Raw genomic sequence first — 16,439 nt, 5'->3', positions numbered from 1 at the left:
CGCGAGAAGCCGCCTCAGGCGGTGGAAATACGGGGATCTGCCGGCTTTGTCCGCCCGTCCGGCACCCCCGACACCAGAAAAGGTCTAAACCAATTTTGGTGAACCCTTGCCACGTGACCCCCGTCACTGATGTGCTGGCGGGGGTACGTCTCGAGCCGAGAGGCTGTCCCAGGTGCATCCGCGCCGGCACGGGCCGTGGGACCGCTTCGAGATGCAAGGAGTGTGCGTTGAGCAAGGAAAGCTTGGCCAATCTTCTCCGCGAGGAGCGTCACTTCCCGCCGCCCGCGGATCTGGCGGCCGAGGCCAACGTCACCGCGGACGCGTACGAGCAGGCCGCGAACGACCGCCTGGGGTTCTGGGCCGAGCAGGCCCGGCGTCTCGACTGGGCCGTCCCGCCCACCGAGACGCTCGACTGGTCCAACCCGCCCTTCGCCAAGTGGTTCGCCGACGGCAAGCTCAACGTGGCCTACAACTGCGTCGACCGGCACGTCGAGGCGGGCAACGGCGACCGGGTCGCCATCCACTTCGAGGGCGAGGGCGGCGACACCCGCACCCTGACCTACGCCCAGCTCAAGGACGAGGTCTGCAAGGCCGCGAACGCCCTGCTGGAACTCGGCGTCAAGGCCGGCGACCGGGTCGCGATCTACCTCCCGATGATCCCCGAGGCGGTCGTCTCCCTGCTCGCCTGCGCCCGGATCGGCGCGCCGCACTCCGTGGTCTTCGGCGGCTTCTCGGCGGAGGCCGTCGCCAGCCGCATCGAGGACGCCGGCGCCGAGGTGGTCATCACCGCGGACGGCGGTTTCCGCCGCGGCAAGGCCAACGCGCTGAAGAGCATCGTGGACGAGGCGCTGCGCCGGGTCACCGGCGTGCGGACCGTGCTGGTCGTCCGCCGCACCGAGCAGGAGGTGGCCTGGACGGCGGGTCGGGACGTGTGGTGGCACGAGCTGGTGGACCGGCAGTCCCCCGAGCACGACCCCCAGCCCTTCGACGCCGAGCACCCGCTGTTCATCCTCTACACCTCGGGCACCACCGGTAAGCCCAAGGGCATCCTGCACACCTCCGGGGGCTACCTCACCCAGACGTCGTACACGCACCACGCGGTCTTCGACGCCAAACCGGACCGGGACGTCTACTGGTGCACCGCCGACATCGGCTGGGTGACCGGCCACTCGTACATCGTCTACGGACCGCTGAGCAACGGCGTCACCGAGGTCATGTACGAGGGCACGCCGGACACCCCGCACCAGGGCCGGTTCTGGGAGATCGTGCAGAAGTACGGGGTCACCCTCATCTACGCGGCGCCCACGGCGATCCGCACCTTCATGAAGTGGGGCGACGACATCCCCGCCAAGTTCGACCTGTCCTCGCTGCGCGTCCTGGGATCCGTCGGCGAACCGATCAACCCGGAGGCGTGGATCTGGTACCGCCACCACATCGGCGCGGACCGCACCCCCGTGGTCGACACCTGGTGGCAGACCGAGACCGGCTCGATCATGATCAGCCCGCTGCCGGGGGTGACCGACACCAAGCCGGGCTCCGCGCAGCGTCCGCTGCCGGGCATCAGCGCGGACGTGGTGGACGACGAGGGCAACCCGGTGCCGAACGGCGGCGGCGGTTACCTCGTGCTGACCGAGCCCTGGCCCTCCATGCTGCGCACCATCTGGGGAGACGACCAGCGGTACGTCGACACCTACTGGTCGCGCTTCGAGGGCCGCTACTTCGCCGGGGACGGCGCCAAGCGGGACGACGACGGCGACATCTGGCTGCTCGGCCGGGTGGACGACGTGATGCTGGTGTCCGGCCACAACATCTCCACCACGGAGGTGGAGTCCGCGCTGGTGTCCTCCCCGAAGGTGGCCGAGGCGGCGGTGGTCGGCGCGACGGACGCCACCACCGGGCAGGCCATCGTCGCCTTCGTGATCCTGCGCGGCGGGGTCGAAGAGAGCGACACCCTGGTGACCGAGCTGCGCGACCACGTCGGTGCGACGCTCGGGCCGATCGCCAAGCCCAAGCGGATCCTGCCGGTGGCCGAGCTGCCGAAGACCCGCTCCGGCAAGATCATGCGGCGCCTGCTGCGCGACGTGGCGGAGAACCGGGAGCTGGGCGACGTCACCACGCTCACCGACTCCTCCGTCATGGAACTCATCCAGCGCAAGCTGCCCTCCGCCGCGTCGGAGGACTGACCGGGAGCCCGGCCGACCGGTTCCGTCGCCTCGCCCCGCCCGGCTGGTCCTCCAGCCGGGCGGGGCCGCGTCGCGCAGCGGCCCGTCCCGGTTCCAGCGCAAGTATTACGATACGATTTAGTTGGTCGGCGAAAGGATTCTTCGCCGATCCATCGGGCAGTAGCCACAACAGGTGAGCCGGGAAGTCTGGTCGGCATCGCCGCGAACGACGACGTTCGCGGCGGTTCACGCATGTCCGCCGTACGCCGCCGACGCCGGGAGCCCCACCATGTCGACCCCGACGCCCCCTCGCCGCACCGTCTTCCTCCGCCCCTCCAGCTACCGCGAGCACCGCACCATCTCGGACGTCCTGCGCACCGAGACGGTCGGTGGCGCCCTGCTGCTGGGCGCCGCCGTGCTGGCGCTGGTCCTGGCCAACAGCCCGCTCCGCGAGCTCTACGAGCGCGTCCGGGACTTCCACTTCGGCCCGGAAGCCCTCCACCTCCACCTCAGCATCGGGCACTGGACGGCCGACGGCCTGCTCGCCGTCTTCTTCTTCGTCGCGGGCGTGGAACTCAAGCGCGAACTGGTCACCGGCGACCTGCGCAAGCCCTCCGCCGCCATCCTTCCGGTGGTGGCTGCGGTCTGCGGCATGGCCGTGCCCGCGCTGATCTACACGCTGATCAACACCACCGGCGGCGGAGAGGCGAACGGCTGGGCCATCCCGATGGCCACCGACATCGCCTTCGCCCTCGGCGTGCTCGCCGTGATCGGCACCAACCTGCCCTCGGCGCTCCGCGCCTTCCTGCTCACCCTGGCGGTGGTGGACGACCTCGGCGCCATCATCGTCATCGCCCTCTTCTACACCGCCGACCTCAGCCTCCTCCCGCTCGGCGGGGCCGTCCTGCTGCTGGCGCTGTTCTGGTGGATGCAGCGGCGGCGAATCCGCGGCTGGTACCTCTACCTGCCGCTGGCCGTGGTCATCTGGGCGCTGGTGCACGCCAGCGGCATCCACGCCACCGTGGCCGGCGTCGCCATGGGTCTGCTCGTTCCCTGCCTGACCCGGGCCGGCGAGCAGGAGTCCCCCGCCGAGCGGATCGAGCACGCGATACGCCCCTGGTCCGCGGGGCTGGCCGTCCCGCTGTTCGCCCTGTTCTCGGCCGGCGTGCCGGCCAGCCCCGACGACCTGGCGGCCGTGTTCAGCAACCCCGTCGGCCTGGGCATCGTCCTCGGACTCTTCCTCGGCAAGAGCCTCGGCGTGTTCGGCGGCACCTGGCTCACCGCCCGGTTCACCCGCGCGGAACTCAACCGGGAGCTGGCCTGGGCGGATGTCATGGCCGTGTCCGTGCTCGCCGGCATAGGTTTCACCGTCTCGCTGCTCATAGCCGAGCTGGCCTTCACCGACCCCGGCGTCATAGCCGAGGCCAAGGCGGCCGTGCTGGCCGGATCGCTGATATCGGCCGCCGTGGCGGCGATCCTGCTGCGCCTGCGGAACAACCGGTACCGCCGGCTGTGGGAGGAGGAGAACCGCGACGACAACCACGACGGCATCCCGGACATCTACCAGCGGTTCGACGAGACCGGCGCGGTGGTGGCCACCGACGGCGACACCGCCGCCGACCCGGGCTCCCCGGCGCCGTCCCGGCACCGCCCGGCCTGACCGGCCCGACCGGCCTGACCGGCCCGACCGGCCAGCCTGACCGGCAGCCGGACCACCTACCGCCTACCGGCGGAGGGCGGATGGTGTCCGTGGGGCGACTGGGGGCATGATCGAACCGTCCACCGGGCATGCGCGCCTCAGAACCGGGCCACGAACGGTCACCCGCGTGCCAGGAGCAGACGACCGACGACGAGGAGACCCCTGATGGCGGCTGTCGAACAGACCGGTCCGGCCCCCCACCCCGGCAGCGGTGCCCGCCCACTCGGCGGCGCGCGCCCCGCCGACACCGCCGCCCGGCAGTCCGTCGGCGAACTGCTCGCCTCCGCGAGCCAGGACCTCTCCGCCCTGGTGCGCGACGAGGTGGCGCTGGCGAAGGCGGAGGTCCGCCAGGACGTCAAGCGGGCCGTCGCCGGGAGTGGTTCCATCGCGGTCGCCGGGCTGCTCGGCTTCTTCGCACTGATGATGCTGAGCGTGGCCGCCGCCTTCGGCCTGCGCGCCCTCGGCATCACCACGGGCTGGGCGTTCTGCATCGTCGGGGCCGTCTACCTGCTGGTCGCCGGCGTGCTGGCGCTCGTCGCGCTGCGCAGCTTCCGACGTATCCGGCCGCCCCGGCGCACCATCGACTCCACCCGGCGCACCGTCACCGCGCTGAAGTCGTTCCGCCCGCGCCCGGCGGAGCGAACCGCCCGCGGCCGCTGATCCCCCGGTCCCCGACCCACCGGCTCCCGGAACCCCGAGCCACCGGCGCCCCGGACCACCGCAGGTCGCGCCGTCAATCCCCCGCGGTGGCGCACGGGGCGCGCCCGGTTCGTCCTTCCGGCGGACGGGGGGCGCGGCCCGTCCTCCCAGGGAACCATCGGCCGTGCCGGCGACCCTGGAACATCCCTGGTCCCCACCCGCCTGGCCCGTTTCACGCCCCGTCCGATGGCCGGGATGTGACAGGCTTCGGACATGGCGCATCCCCACGCAAGCAATCCCACCCCACCCGGGCCCCACGGGATGCTCGGGGGGCCGGCACCCGGGGTGCCGCCCGGTGGCCTGCCCACCGGCACGCCCGGCGCGACGGCCGCACCGGGCTCCGTGGCCGTCCCCGGTTCCGTGGCCGCGCCCGGCTCCCGGGTCGCGCCCGGCGCCGTGACCACGCCCGCGGCGACGGCCGCACCGGGGACCACGGCCGTCCCGGACACCGTCACCGCGCTCCCCCCGCACGGCGACGCCGAGCAGTCACCGGAGCCACACCCGCACCGGCCCGCGCCCGCCGCGCCCACCACCACCGCGGCCACGCGCCCCACCGCCGACCCCCGCCCCACCGCGGCCGCGCCCGCCTCGATCGCGCCCGCCTCGGTCGACGCCGCGCCGGTGCCCTCCGGCTCCCCCGCGACGACGGCCACGCCGCGCACCGCACCGCCCCAGGCGTCGGCCGAGCGTCCGCCGACCGCGGACGACGGCCCGGCGCCGGTCGCCGACCCGGTTCGCCTGGACGGTCCCTGGACCCACCGTGACGTGGCCGCCAACGGCGCCCGCTTCCACATCGCCGAGATGGGCGAGGGCCCGCTGGTGATGCTGGTGCACGGCTTCCCGCAGTTCTGGTGGGCATGGCGGCACCAGATGTCCGCGCTCGCCGCGGCCGGCTACCGGGCCGTCGCCGTGGACCTGCGCGGCGTCGGCGGCAGCGACCGCACCCCGCGCGGCTACGACCCGACCACCATGGCGCTGGACGTCCTGGGGGTGATCCGCTCGCTCGGGGAGCCGGACGCGGCGGTCGTCGGCCACAGCTGGGGCGGCTACGTCGGGTGGACGGCGGCCGCGCTGCGGCCCAAGCTGGTGCGCCGCCTGGCCGTGCTGTCCATGCCGCACCCGCGGGTCTTCCGGCACCAGCTGCTGACCGATCCCCGCCAGGCCGCCGCCAGCCGGCACATCCTGCGGTTCCAGAGCCCGTGGCTGCCGGAGCGCCGGCTCAGCGAGGACGACTGCGCCGAGGTGGCCCGGCTGATCACGCAGTGGTCCGGCGAGGCCGACGCCACCGCCGGCCGTCCGGACGCCCAGGCCCTGCGCCGCTACCAGGACGCCTTCGCCATCCCCGCGACCGCGCACTGCTCGGTCGAGCCCTACCGCTGGCTGATCCGCTCGCTGTTCCGCCCGGACGGCATCCAGTTCAACCGCCGCATGGCCCGCACGCTCACCATGCCGGTGCTGCAGCTGCACGGCGCCGCGGACCGGGTGGTCCTGCCGCGCGGCGTCTCGGAGTCGGCCCGCTACGTCGGCGCGCCGTACCGGTGGCGCACCTTCGACGGCGTGGGGCACTTCCCGCACGAGGAGGTCCCCGGAACGGTGTCGGCGGAACTGGTCAACTGGCTCGCCGAGGAGATGTGAGACGCCGGCCGGAGGGCGCCCCGCGGACCACCACGGACCGCGAGGGCGCCCTCCGGCCGGTCCGGCCCACCCACGCCGGTCCGCCCCCGCCCCGGTCCGGTCCCCGACGCCCCGATCCAGCTCGACCCGGCCCGATCGCCATCGGCGAACGGCGGGACGGGACGCGGTTATCGCGCGGTGGCGCGGGGCATCTTCCGGATATGACACGGCAGGACGACACGACGTCGAAGAAGATGCGTGCACGTCTGGCGGACGAGCGCGTCGCGCGCCCGATCCCCCTCTTTCCCCCAGGCACGTCGCGCCCGCGCCTCACCCGAATCCCCCCGCAGCCGTACGGTCCCAGCCTCGGGATCACCAGCATCCTCGGGCGCCGCGCCCGCTGGGTGACGGTCCGGCTCCGCGGCGGGCGCGCCGCCTGAGCCGGCCGCCACGGCGGCCCACACCCCACCCCCCTGTACCGGCCGTACGGCCGGGGCTCCACCGTGCGCCCGGGGCGTCCCCATGCCGCCCCGGGCGCCCACCGTCATGCCCGGTGGGCGCCCGCCCAGGCGCACGGGCACCGGCGTGACGGTCACATGGCGCAGGCGTCGGTGTCGACCGGCTGCTCGGCGGTCCGTCCCAGCTCGATGACGTCGCGGATCTCGTCGATGGTCAGCGCGTACCCGGTGTCGTCACGGTCCAGGGACTTCGCGAAGATCACCCCGTAGACGTCGCCCTCGGGCGACAGCAGCGGGCCGCCGGAGTTGCCCTGCCGGACCAGCGCGTACAGCGAGTACACCTCGCGGGTCACGTCGCCGCGCTGGTAGATGTCCGGCCCGCGCACCTCCAGGCGGTCCCGCAGGCGGGCGGCGCGCACGTCGAAGGCACCGTTCTCCGGGAAGCCGGCCACGATCGCGTCGTCGCCGCTCTCCGCTCCCTCCACGAACTCCAGCGGCGGGACGTCCAGCCCGGGCACGTTCAGCACGGCCACGTCGCGCTGCCAGTCGAAGATCACGACCGTGGCGTCCCACAGCCGGCCCTCGCCGCCGATCTGCACGGTCGGCTCGTCGACGCCGCCGACGACGTGCGCGTTGGTCATCACCCGGCCCGGCGCGAAGACGAAGCCGGTGCCCTCCAGCACCTTCCCGCAGGACGGCGCCGTGCCGACCACCTTCACGATGCTGCCGCGCGCCTCCTCGACGGCCGGGGAGGCCACCAGGGTGGCGTCGGGCGGCGGGACGTCGGTGACCTGCTCCGGGGTGAACGGGTCGAACAGCGGCGGGAAGCCGTTGCGGGCCAGCAGGGACTCGAAGTCGTCGAACCAGCCGTCGACCTGGGCGGGCATGACGTCCTGCAGGGTGCCCATGGTGGCCGAACCGCGCACCTCACGGGAGACGGTCGGCAGGGAGGCCGCCGCCAGCGGGGCACCGACCATCCAGGCCACCAGCAGCAGCGCCACCACGTTGACCGCCGCGCCGCCCACGGAATCGACCACCTTGGTGGCGCCCGAGCGCACCAGGCGGCTGCTCAGCCGGCTGCCGAGCTGCGTCATGGCGGCCTGGCCCACGCAGGCCACGACGAGGACGCCGAGCACGGCGAGCAGCGAGGACAGCGTGCCGGCCTCACCGGGGTCGAACAGCATCGGAAGGACCTGGATCGCCACCCAGCCTCCGAGCAGGAAACCGATCACCGACGTCGCGGCGACCACGAATCCCTGGCCGTACCCGACGTAGGCGAACCACAGGGCGGCGATGATGAGCAGGGCGTCCAGCACATTCACCTGGACACGTTCTCATGTGGCGGGCCCTCATGGGTCCGGTGCGCCCGAAGCCACTCCGCCCGCGCCACCCCCAGCCACCCGGGCGCCACCGGCCGAACGGCCCGCCCCACCCCGTGGGACCGCCTTCGCGGCGCTCCCCGGAGGGCCTTCTCCGCCGGGCCTTCTCCGCCGGGCCTTCTCCGCCGGGGCTTCTCCGCCAGGGCTTCTCCGCCAGGGCTTCTTCGCCGGAGCTTCTTCGGGGGCCGATCCTCGGGGGGCCAATGCTCGGGGGCCGATCTTCGGGACCGCCTGACGACCCCGCGCACCAACGCCCCCAGGGGGCCCGAAGGGGGACCCCCTTACTTCAAGCATGTCACGGATCGCGCACCCGCCGCAGCCCCCCATTCACGGCCTGTGGACAACTCCCGACGCGAACACGTCAGTCCCGCAGCATGACCTCGGCGGTCTCGTCCCACGGCCGCTCCCACCCGGCGAACCGCAGCACACCGGCGATCAGCCCGCCCGTGAAGCCCCACACCACCCGGTCGGCCACCCGGAAGCCGGGCCCCACGTACCCCGAGGGGTGCCGGACCCGCACCCGGTTCACCGGCTCCACCAGATCGGCCACCGGCACCCGGAAGACCTCCGCCACCTCACCGAGGTCCACCGGCGCGACCGCCGTGGGCTCCCGCCACCACCCCAGCACCGGCGCCACCACGAAGTCGCTCACCGGCAGGTACAGCGACGGCAGCATGCCGAAGACCTGCACCCCCGACGGCTCCAGCCCGGTCTCCTCCCACGCCTCCCGCAGCGCCGCCCGCACGGCGGTGCCCGGATCGGCCGGGTCGCCGTCCGCCGCGTCGACCCCGCCGCCGGGGAAGCCCGGCTGCCCGGCGTGCTTGCGCAGGCCGTCGGCCCGCTGGATGAGCAGCACGTCCGGGCCTCGTGAGCCCTCGCCGAACAGGATGAGCACGGCGGACCGCCGCCCACCGCGCCGTGGCGGCAGGAAGTGGCTCAGCTGCTCCGCCCGCACCCGGGGCAGGGCCTCCGCCACCGGGCTCAGCCACCCGGGGAGCCCCTGGTGGTCGAGCAGGAGTGATCGTGTGCCGTCCCAGCCGGAGGCGGGAGGCAGCAGCGCCGCGTCGCTCATTCCGCGTCCCCGGCCCCGCCGGAGGACGCCGCACCGGAGGACGCCCCACCCGAGGACGCCTCCCCCGAAGCCGCCCCGCCCGACGACGCCGCAGCCTCCCGCGCCCTCCGCGAGACCGGCGGCACCTCCGGCACCTCCCCCGGCTTCGGCGCCCCCCGCCCCGGCGTGCCCGGACGCGGCCGGCCCGGCACGCTGGCCTCCTCCGCCGCCTCCTCGACGACGGCCCCCGGGTACTCGGCCGGCGGCCGCAGCCGCTGCCCCGGCTTGCCGCCGAGCTCGTACTTCAGCAGTGCCGCCGCCTTCGCCGGGTCGGTCTCCCCCTCGCCGTACGCCGGGCACAGCGGCGCGATCGGACAGGCCCCGCACGCGGGCCGGCGGGAGTGGCAGATCCGGCGGCCGTGGAAGATCACCCGATGGGAGAGCATGGTCCACTCCGACCGCGGGAAGAGCTCGCCGATCTCCGCCTCGATCCGGTCCGGGTCGGTGGCCTCGGTCCACTCCCAGCGCCGCACCAGGCGGGCGAAGTGGGTGTCCACCGTGATGCCGGGCACCCCGAACGCGTTGCCCAGCACCACGTTGGCGGTCTTCCGGCCCACCCCGGGCAGGGTGACCAGGTCCTCCAGCCGCCCCGGCACCTCCCCGCCGAACCGCTCGACCAGCGCCTTCGACAGCCCCATCAGGGACTTCGCCTTGGCGCGGAAGAACCCGGTCGGCCGGATCAGCGTCTCCAGCTCCTCCGGATCGGCCGCCGCCATGTCCTCCGGCGTCGGGTACTTCGCGAACAGCGCCGGGGTGGTCATGTTCACCCGCAGGTCCGTCGTCTGCGCCGACAGGACCGTCGCCACCAGCAGCTCGAAGGGGTTCTCGAAGTCGAGCTCCGGGTGCGCCCACGGATACAGCTCGGCCAGCTCCCGGTTGATCCGGCGGGCCCGCCGGACCAGCGCCAGGCGGGACTCCGGCTTGCCCGCCCGCGTCGTCGCCTTCCCCGCCGGCTTCCCCGTGGCGTTCCCGGCCGGCTTCCCGGTGGCCTTGCCCGGAGCCTTCGCCGAGCCCTTCCCCGGGGCCTTCGCCGTTCCCGTGGCCCTGTGCGCCTTGCTCTCCGCCATGCCCCGAAGGCTACGCCCAACGGCCCGCCGCGCGCCGGGTGTGCCGCGGGCCACCGCTCGGGCACGCCGCGACGTCGGCGCCCCGGCGCGGCCCCGGTGCGACCCCGCTCTCGGACACCCGTTCGGCCCAGTCGGTTCGGGGCCGTTCCGGGCTCGGCTTCGGGGATCCGGCGGTGTCCGCGAGGGCCACCGGGGCGGTCGGACGGCCCCACCCGCCCCGTCCGCCCCACCCGGCCAAGACGTCAAACGTCCGGTTTCTCCCGACCCGGCTGTGATCTGCGGCCACTGATACGCCACACTGTGATTGATCGCACCCCACGCATCACACTTGAAGCGGGCCCCGACCGGGGCCGCAGGGCCGGCAAGGAGGACCTCTCGTGGACGACGTTCTGCGGCGCGCCCCGCTCTTCGCGGCGCTCGACGACGAGCAGGCAGCGGAACTGCGCGCATCCATGACGGCCGTGCCCATGGGCCGCGGGGAGTCGCTGTTCCACGAGGGCGACCCGGGCGACCGCCTCTACGTCGTCGCCGAGGGCAAGCTGAAGCTGCACCGCACCTCCCCGGACGGCCGCGAGAACATGCTCGCGGTGCTCGGCCCGGGCGAGATGTTCGGCGAGCTGTCGCTGTTCGATCCGGGCCCGCGCACCGCGACGGCCACCGCGCTGACCGAGACCAAGCTGCTCGCGCTCAGCAACAGCGACCTCCAGCCGTGGCTGAACGCCCGCCCGGAGGTGGCCACCGCGCTGCTGCGGGCCATCGCCCGCCGCCTCCGCCGCACCAACGACGTGATGTCCGACCTGGTGTTCTCGGACGTCCCGGGCCGTGTGGCCAAGGCTCTGCTGGACCTGTCCAAGAAGTTCGGCGTGCAGTCGGACGAGGGCATCCACGTGGTGCACGACCTCACCCAGGAGGAGATCGCGCAGCTCGTCGGCGCTTCCCGGGAGACGGTCAACAAGGCGCTGGCCGACTTCGCCGCGCGCGGCTGGCTGCGCCTGGAGGCGCGCGCCGTGGTGCTGCTGGACGTGGAGCGCCTCTCCCGCCGGTCCCGCTGAGCCAGCGGTGACCCACGGGACGCACGGAGAGCACCCCACGCCCGAAGGGCAGCACACGCCCGGAGCCGACGGAGCGGGCAGCACGCGCGCCCGGCGGATCCTCGCGCCCAACCCCGGCCCGATGACCCTGGACGGCACCAACACCTGGATCGTCGCCGAGCCCGGCGCCCGTCGGGCGGTGGTGATCGATCCCGGGCCGCTGCACGAGGGACACCTGGGGCGGGTGCTGGAGGAGGTGCGCCGCGGTGGGTGTGAGGTCGGCGTGGTGCTGCTGACCCATGGCCACGCCGACCACTCCGAGGGGGCGGCGCGCTTCGCCGAGTTGTCCGGGGCGCCGGTGCGGGCCCTGGATCCGGCGCACCGGCTGGGCTCGGAGGGGCTGGGCGAGGGCGACGTGGTGTCCACCGGCGGACTGGAGCTGCGGGTGCTGGCCACCCCGGGGCACACCGCGGACTCGCTCTGCTTCCACCTGCCGGCGGACGGCGCCGTGCTGACCGGGGACACGGTCCTCGGGCGCGGCAGCACGGTGGTGGCTCACCCGGACGGCCGCCTGGGCCCCTATCTGGAGTCCCTGGAACGACTGCGCGCGCTGGCCGCGGAGACCGGAACAGAAACGATTCTCCCCGGCCACGGCCCGGTCCTCCGGGACGCCCTGGCCGCCCTGGACGGCTACCTGGGGCACCGCCGGGCACGGCTGGAGCAGGTCGCGGAGGCACTGACCGCCGGGCACCGCACCGCCCGGGAGGTCGTCGCGGCCGTCTACGCGGACGTCGACCCAGCGCTCTGGCCGGCGGCGGAGCTCTCCGTCCGGGCGCAGCTGGAGTACCTCGGCCACCGGGTGGACGTGGACCAACCCGGCCACCACGACGACGGCCCCCACCACGACGACGGCCCCCGCGACGACGGCGGCCACGGCACCGCGGAGCGGGCGCCGCGGCACTGAGCGGGCCGGCCGGTCCATCCTCTCCCCGACCACGGACCGGCCGCTCACGATCTCGGCCCCTCGCCCGCCCCTCCTCGGCGGTGCCGGCACGGCGGCCCACCGCCCACGAGTCCGTTCCCGCCGGACTCGTACGCCACCGCCGCACGACGGACCGCGCGGGCCGGCCATCACACGCCGTCATCCCGCGCGGTCACGCCACGGGTTCACGCCACGCGGCCACAGCAGCGCGGTCGTGGGGCTCAGTCACGCACCTCGACCTGGATCTCCACCTCGACCGGGGAGTCCAGCGGCAGGACGGACACCCCCACGGCGCTGCGTGCGTGCACGCCCGCCTCGCCGAGGGCCAGGCCGAGCAGCTCGCTCGCCCCGTTCACCACGCCGGGCTGCCCGGTGAAGTCGGGAGCGGAGGCGACGAAGCCGACCACCTTGACCACCCGGACGATCCGGTCCAGGTCGCCCACCACCGACTTCACCGCCGCGAGGGCGTTGAGGGCGCAGGTGGCGGCCAGTTCCTTGGCCCGCTCCGGACTGATCTCCCCGCCGACCTTGCCGGTGGCCGCGAGCCGCCCGTCGACCATCGGGAGCTGGCCGGAGGTGTACACGTGGTCGCCGGTGCGCACGGCCGGCACGTAGACGGCCACCGGCCGCGGCGCCGGCGGCAGCGCGATGCCGGCCTCGGCCAGCCGCCGCTCCACGGCACCGGCGGGCGCGCCGGTGCCGGGAGCGGCGCCGGCGTCACTCATCGCTCGACCTTGGGCCGCTTGAAGTAGGCCACCAGCTGCTCGGCGCTCATTCCCGGAACGACCTGGACCAGCTCCCAGCCGTCCTCGCCCCAGGTGTCCAGGATCTGCTTCGTGGCGTGCACCAGGAGCGGCGCGGTGGCGTACTCCCACTTGGTAATCGTCGTCATGGACCCGACTCTAGCGGCGCCGCCCCGTCCGGCCCGGCCCGCCCCACGCGGCGGTTCGGGCTGCGGCTACCTTGGGCCCCGTGGATGCCGAGCTGGGCGACGGGCAGCCGTCGCGGGAGGTCGACTGGGAGGGTGTGCGGCTGCACATCGTCACCGGCAAGGGCGGCGCCGGGAAGACGACCACGGCGGCCGCCCTGGCGCTGGCCCTGGCCTCCGGTGGGCGGCGCACCCTGCTGATCGAGGTGGAGGGACGGCAGGGCATCTCCCGGCTGTTCGACACCCAGCCGCTGCCCTACGAGGAGCGCCGGATCGCCCGCGCCCGCGGCGGCGGCGAGGTGCACGCCCTCGCCGTCGACCCGGAGCAGGCGTTCTACGAGTACCTGGAGATGTTCTACAAGCTGGGCCGGGCCGGGCAGGCGCTGCGGCGGATCGGCGCGGTCGACTTCGTGACGACGGTGGCGCCCGGGGTGCGCGACGTGCTGCTCACCGGCAAGGCGTGCGAGGCGGTGCGGCGCCGCCGGGGAAACGGTTCCCCGGCCTACGCGGCCGTGGTGATGGACGCCCCGCCGACCGGCCGGATCACCCGCTTCCTGAACGTCAACAGCGAGGTGGTGGGCATGGCGCGGTTCGGGCCGATCCACCACCACGCGCAGGCGGTGATGAAGGTGCTGCGCTCGCCGGAGACGGCGGTGCACTTCGTCACCCCGCTGGAGGAGATGCCGGTGCAGGAGACGGCGGACGGCATCGCCGAGCTGCGTGCCGTCGGGCTGCCCGTGGGCGGCGTGGTGGTCACGATGACCCGCCCCACCACCCCGGCGATCCCGGACGGCTCAGGCGCCCCAGGCGGCTCGGGCGGCTCAGACGCCCCCGGGCCCGCCGGCGTCGCGGAGATCGCGGCGGCGCTCGCCGCGAGCGGGCTGCCCGGCCCACGGGCGACCGCGCAGGACGCGCGCGGCCTCGCCGCGGCACTGCTGGAGGAGGGCCGGGAGAACGCCCTCCGGCTCGCCATGGAGCGGGAGCTGCGCGCGGACGTCCTCCGCCACGGCCTGCCGAGCTACGAGCTGCCGCTGCTGGGCGACGGCGTCGACCTGCCCGGCCTCTACCACCTGGCCGACCTGCTGCGGGCCGGGGGCATGGCGTGAGCGAGCAGCACCGCGTCCCCCACCCCGCCGAGCCCACGGCCCCCACCGGTCCCATCGCCCCGGCGCCCGTCCTGCCCGCCCCCGCCCTGGACGTCGACGCGCTGATCGACGACCCGGCCATCCGCATCGTGGTGTGCTGCGGCTCCGGTGGCGTGGGCAAGACGACGACGGCGGCCGCCGTGGGGCTGCGCGCCGCCGAGCGCGGCCGGCGGGTGGTGGTGCTGACCATCGACCCGGCGAAGCGGCTGGCCCAGTCGATGGGGCTGGGAGAGCTGGACAACACCCCCCGCACCGTGCCCGGCGTGGACGTCTCGGCCGGCGGCGGGCTGCAGGCGATGATGCTGGACATGAAGCGCACCTTCGACGAGGTGGTGCTCACCCACGCCGACCCCGAGCGTGCCCGGACGATCCTGGAGAACTCCTTCTACCAGTCGCTCTCCTCCGGGTTCGCCGGGACCCAGGAGTACATGGCGATGGAGAAGCTCGGGCAGCTCAGTGCCTGCGGCGAGTGGGACCTCATCGTGGTGGACACCCCGCCCAGCCGGTCCGCCCTGGACTTCCTGGACGCGCCGCAGCGGTTGGGCTCCTTCCTCGACGGGCGGTTCGTCCGGCTGCTCGGCGCCCCGGCGCGGGTCGGCGGGCGCGGGGCCCGGAAGGTGCTGAGCGCCGGGATGGGCGTGGTCTCCGGAGTGCTCGGGCGGGTGCTCGGCGGGCACGTGCTGAGCGACCTGTCCACCCTGGTCGCCGCGCTGGACACGGTCTTCGGGGGCTTCCGGGAGCGGGCCGAGGCGACCTACCGGCGGCTCCAGGGGGAGGGGACCGCGTTCCTGGTGGTGGCCACCCCGGAGCGGGACGCGCTCCGCGAGGCGGCATACTTCGTCGAGCGGCTGGCCGCGGACCGGATGCCGCTCGCCGGGCTGGTGCTCAACCGCGTGCACGTGTCGCGGGCGGAGCGGCTCACCCGGCAGCGGGCCCTGGCGGCGGCGGAGGCCCTGGAGAGCGCCGTCGTCACCACCGCCGCCGACGTCTCCGCCGACGTCTCCCCCGACGGCCCGGACGCTCCCGGCACGGCCGACGACGGCACGGACGGCACCGCCCGGAGTGCCTCATTCCCCTACCGCACAGCAGGTGTGAAGGACCCTCAGCCCGGGCACACTCCCGTCAGAGTCGAGCGCCCCACCGCCCACGGTCCGGTGGCGGCGGCGCCATCCTCCCCCCAACATCCCTGGACCGCCGCCGCGCCGCTCACCGCCACCCTGCTGCGCCTGCACGCCGAGCAGATGCAAGTGATCGCCCGTGAGCGCCGAGCGCGGAACGCCTTCACGGCCGTGCACCGGGACGTCGCCGTCGCTGAGGTGCCCGCGCTGCCGGAGGACGTGCACGACCTCGACGGCCTACGGCGCGTCGGCTCCCTGCTGGCCGCCGGGGCGGCCCCGGCCGAGCGGGGGGACCGCACGGCCGGGGCGCGCCGGGCGACCGGCCTCGGCTGAGCTGGCCGGCCGACGTCGGGAGCCGTCCGGAGTGGTCACGGGGCCGTCCGGGAGTAGCAGATCAGCCGAATCCGCGACGTCTCCCGGTGGCCGGAAATCGTCAGCCGGCGGCCGCGTAGTGGCGCTGGTCACGGTGGTGGGCCACCACCGGCACGCCGCAGCCGCGCTCGTACTCCGTGCGGGCCGTCTCCAGCAGGCGCCGCCACGAGGTGACGGTGGGCCGCCGGCGCAGCAGCGCCCGCCGCTCGCGTTCGGTCATGCCGCCCCACACGCCGAACTCCACGCGGTTGTCCAGCGCGTCTGCCAGGCACTCCGTCCGTACCGGGCAGCCTGTGCACACGGCCTTGACCCGGTTCTGCGCCGCCCCCTGGACGAAGAGCTCGTCCGGATCCGTCGTGCGGCACGCTGCCTGCGTCGTCCAGTCCTCAACCCAGCCCATACTGGCGCCGTCCTCTCCCGAATCGAGACTCCCCCAACGGCGGCGTGCGGTGTTCGGCGCTCGGCGTTCACCGCTGCCGATTGAGGACGTTACGGAAGGTGGGCAGTCGACAACACCCCCTTCAGGCCCAATCTTGGATGACCCGAATGGACTATGCGTGCGTGACTCATCACCCTCAGGAGTGAAGGGAGGCGCGTAGCGGAGTGGACGCGCGACGGCGGAACGCCCCCCGAGTCCCGTCATCCCCATCTCTCCCACCGCTCTCGGCGGGGGA

Annotated in this window: 13 protein-coding genes and 1 pseudogene; 8 read left to right on the top strand and 6 right to left on the bottom strand. The window is 74.3% G+C overall.

What is annotated here, in order from left to right:
• The first annotated feature begins 227 nt into the window (after window positions 1–227).
• The 4 genes from acs (at window position 228) to FHU37_RS12840 (ending at window position 6,195) form a co-directional block, all read left to right on the top strand.
• On the top strand, window positions 228–2,183 hold the full coding sequence (acs, locus tag FHU37_RS12855) for an acetate--CoA ligase (RefSeq protein ID WP_179814319.1): 1,956 nt from the start codon (window positions 228–230) through the stop codon (window positions 2,181–2,183).
• Between the two features lie 268 nt (window positions 2,184–2,451).
• Window positions 2,452–3,822 carry a Na+/H+ antiporter NhaA gene (gene nhaA / locus FHU37_RS12850; RefSeq protein WP_179814318.1) on the top strand — a complete coding sequence of 457 codons (1,371 nt, stop codon included), beginning with the start codon at window positions 2,452–2,454 and terminating at the stop codon, window positions 3,820–3,822.
• 204 nt (window positions 3,823–4,026) lie between these two features.
• Window positions 4,027–4,521: a phage holin family protein gene (locus FHU37_RS12845; RefSeq protein ID WP_179814317.1), complete on the top strand. Its 495-nt coding sequence runs from the start codon at window positions 4,027–4,029 to the stop codon at window positions 4,519–4,521.
• 660 nt (window positions 4,522–5,181) lie between these two features.
• Window positions 5,182–6,195, top strand: a complete 1,014-nt coding sequence (locus tag FHU37_RS12840) for an alpha/beta fold hydrolase (protein ID WP_376774028.1) — start codon at window positions 5,182–5,184, stop codon at window positions 6,193–6,195.
• A gap of 571 nt (window positions 6,196–6,766) precedes the next feature.
• Here the strand turns inward: FHU37_RS12840 and FHU37_RS12835 are convergent.
• From FHU37_RS12835 to nth, 3 genes and pseudogenes are all read right to left on the bottom strand, one after another.
• Window positions 6,767–7,954: a MarP family serine protease gene (locus FHU37_RS12835; protein WP_179814316.1), complete on the bottom strand. Its 1,188-nt coding sequence runs from the start codon at window positions 7,952–7,954 to the stop codon at window positions 6,767–6,769.
• Between the two features lie 418 nt (window positions 7,955–8,372).
• Window positions 8,373–9,083 (bottom strand): NUDIX hydrolase, encoded by a 711-nt coding sequence (locus tag FHU37_RS12830; RefSeq protein ID WP_179814315.1) that lies wholly within the window; start codon window positions 9,081–9,083, stop codon window positions 8,373–8,375.
• A gap of 224 nt (window positions 9,084–9,307) precedes the next feature.
• Window positions 9,308–10,189: pseudogene (gene nth, locus FHU37_RS12825) on the bottom strand (endonuclease III); the annotation flags it as partial.
• A 377-nt stretch (window positions 10,190–10,566) separates the two neighbouring features.
• On the opposite strand from nth, the gene FHU37_RS12820 reads away from it, so the two are divergent.
• Entirely contained in the window at window positions 10,567–11,241 is a 675-nt protein-coding gene (locus tag FHU37_RS12820) for a Crp/Fnr family transcriptional regulator (protein ID WP_179814314.1), read from the top strand.
• 7 nt (window positions 11,242–11,248) lie between these two features.
• The gene (locus FHU37_RS12815) at window positions 11,249–12,184 is read left to right on the top strand and encodes an MBL fold metallo-hydrolase (RefSeq protein ID WP_312892582.1); all 936 of its coding nucleotides are present in this window, start codon (window positions 11,249–11,251) and stop codon (window positions 12,182–12,184) included.
• A gap of 239 nt (window positions 12,185–12,423) precedes the next feature.
• Here the strand turns inward: FHU37_RS12815 and FHU37_RS12810 are convergent, their stop codons facing one another.
• Complete coding sequence (locus tag FHU37_RS12810) at window positions 12,424–12,927, bottom strand: RidA family protein (protein ID WP_179814313.1); 504 nt, start codon at window positions 12,925–12,927, stop codon at window positions 12,424–12,426.
• Window positions 12,924–13,085 (bottom strand): Sp36 family protein, encoded by a 162-nt coding sequence (sp36, locus tag FHU37_RS12805; protein WP_376774027.1) that lies wholly within the window; start codon window positions 13,083–13,085, stop codon window positions 12,924–12,926. Before sp36 ends, FHU37_RS12810 begins: the two co-directional genes overlap by 4 nt.
• Before the next feature lie 89 nt (window positions 13,086–13,174).
• Between sp36 and bagA the strand changes: the two genes are divergently transcribed.
• Window positions 13,175–14,236 (top strand): ATPase BagA, encoded by a 1,062-nt coding sequence (gene bagA / locus FHU37_RS12800; RefSeq protein ID WP_312892581.1) that lies wholly within the window; start codon window positions 13,175–13,177, stop codon window positions 14,234–14,236.
• Between the two features lie 53 nt (window positions 14,237–14,289).
• Window positions 14,290–15,726, top strand: a complete 1,437-nt coding sequence (gene bagB / locus FHU37_RS12795) for an ArsA family ATPase (RefSeq protein WP_179816230.1) — start codon at window positions 14,290–14,292, stop codon at window positions 15,724–15,726.
• 100 nt (window positions 15,727–15,826) lie between these two features.
• Here the strand turns inward: bagB and FHU37_RS12790 are convergent, their stop codons facing one another.
• The gene (locus tag FHU37_RS12790) at window positions 15,827–16,165 is read right to left on the bottom strand and encodes a WhiB family transcriptional regulator (RefSeq protein ID WP_179814312.1); all 339 of its coding nucleotides are present in this window, start codon (window positions 16,163–16,165) and stop codon (window positions 15,827–15,829) included.
• Window positions 16,166–16,439 lie beyond the last annotated feature (274 nt).

Origin of the sequence: Allostreptomyces psammosilenae, assembly GCF_013407765.1 — a bacterium.
Lineage (GTDB): Bacteria > Actinomycetota > Actinomycetes > Streptomycetales > Streptomycetaceae > Allostreptomyces > Allostreptomyces psammosilenae.
This window is presented reverse-complemented; position numbering and strand designations above follow the sequence as displayed.

Excerpts from the sequence above, each read along its gene's own strand:
- nhaA (WP_179814318.1), top strand. The coding sequence starts at position 2,452 with ATGTCGACCCCGACGCCCCCTCGCCGCACCGTCTTCCTCCGCCCCTCC.
- FHU37_RS12845 (WP_179814317.1), top strand. The coding sequence starts at position 4,027 with ATGGCGGCTGTCGAACAGACCGGTCCGGCCCCCCACCCCGGCAGCGGT.
- FHU37_RS12830 (WP_179814315.1), bottom strand. The coding sequence starts at position 9,083 with ATGAGCGACGCGGCGCTGCTGCCTCCCGCCTCCGGCTGGGACGGCACA.
- FHU37_RS12810 (WP_179814313.1), bottom strand. The coding sequence starts at position 12,927 with ATGAGTGACGCCGGCGCCGCTCCCGGCACCGGCGCGCCCGCCGGTGCC.
- FHU37_RS12790 (WP_179814312.1), bottom strand. The coding sequence starts at position 16,165 with ATGGGCTGGGTTGAGGACTGGACGACGCAGGCAGCGTGCCGCACGACG.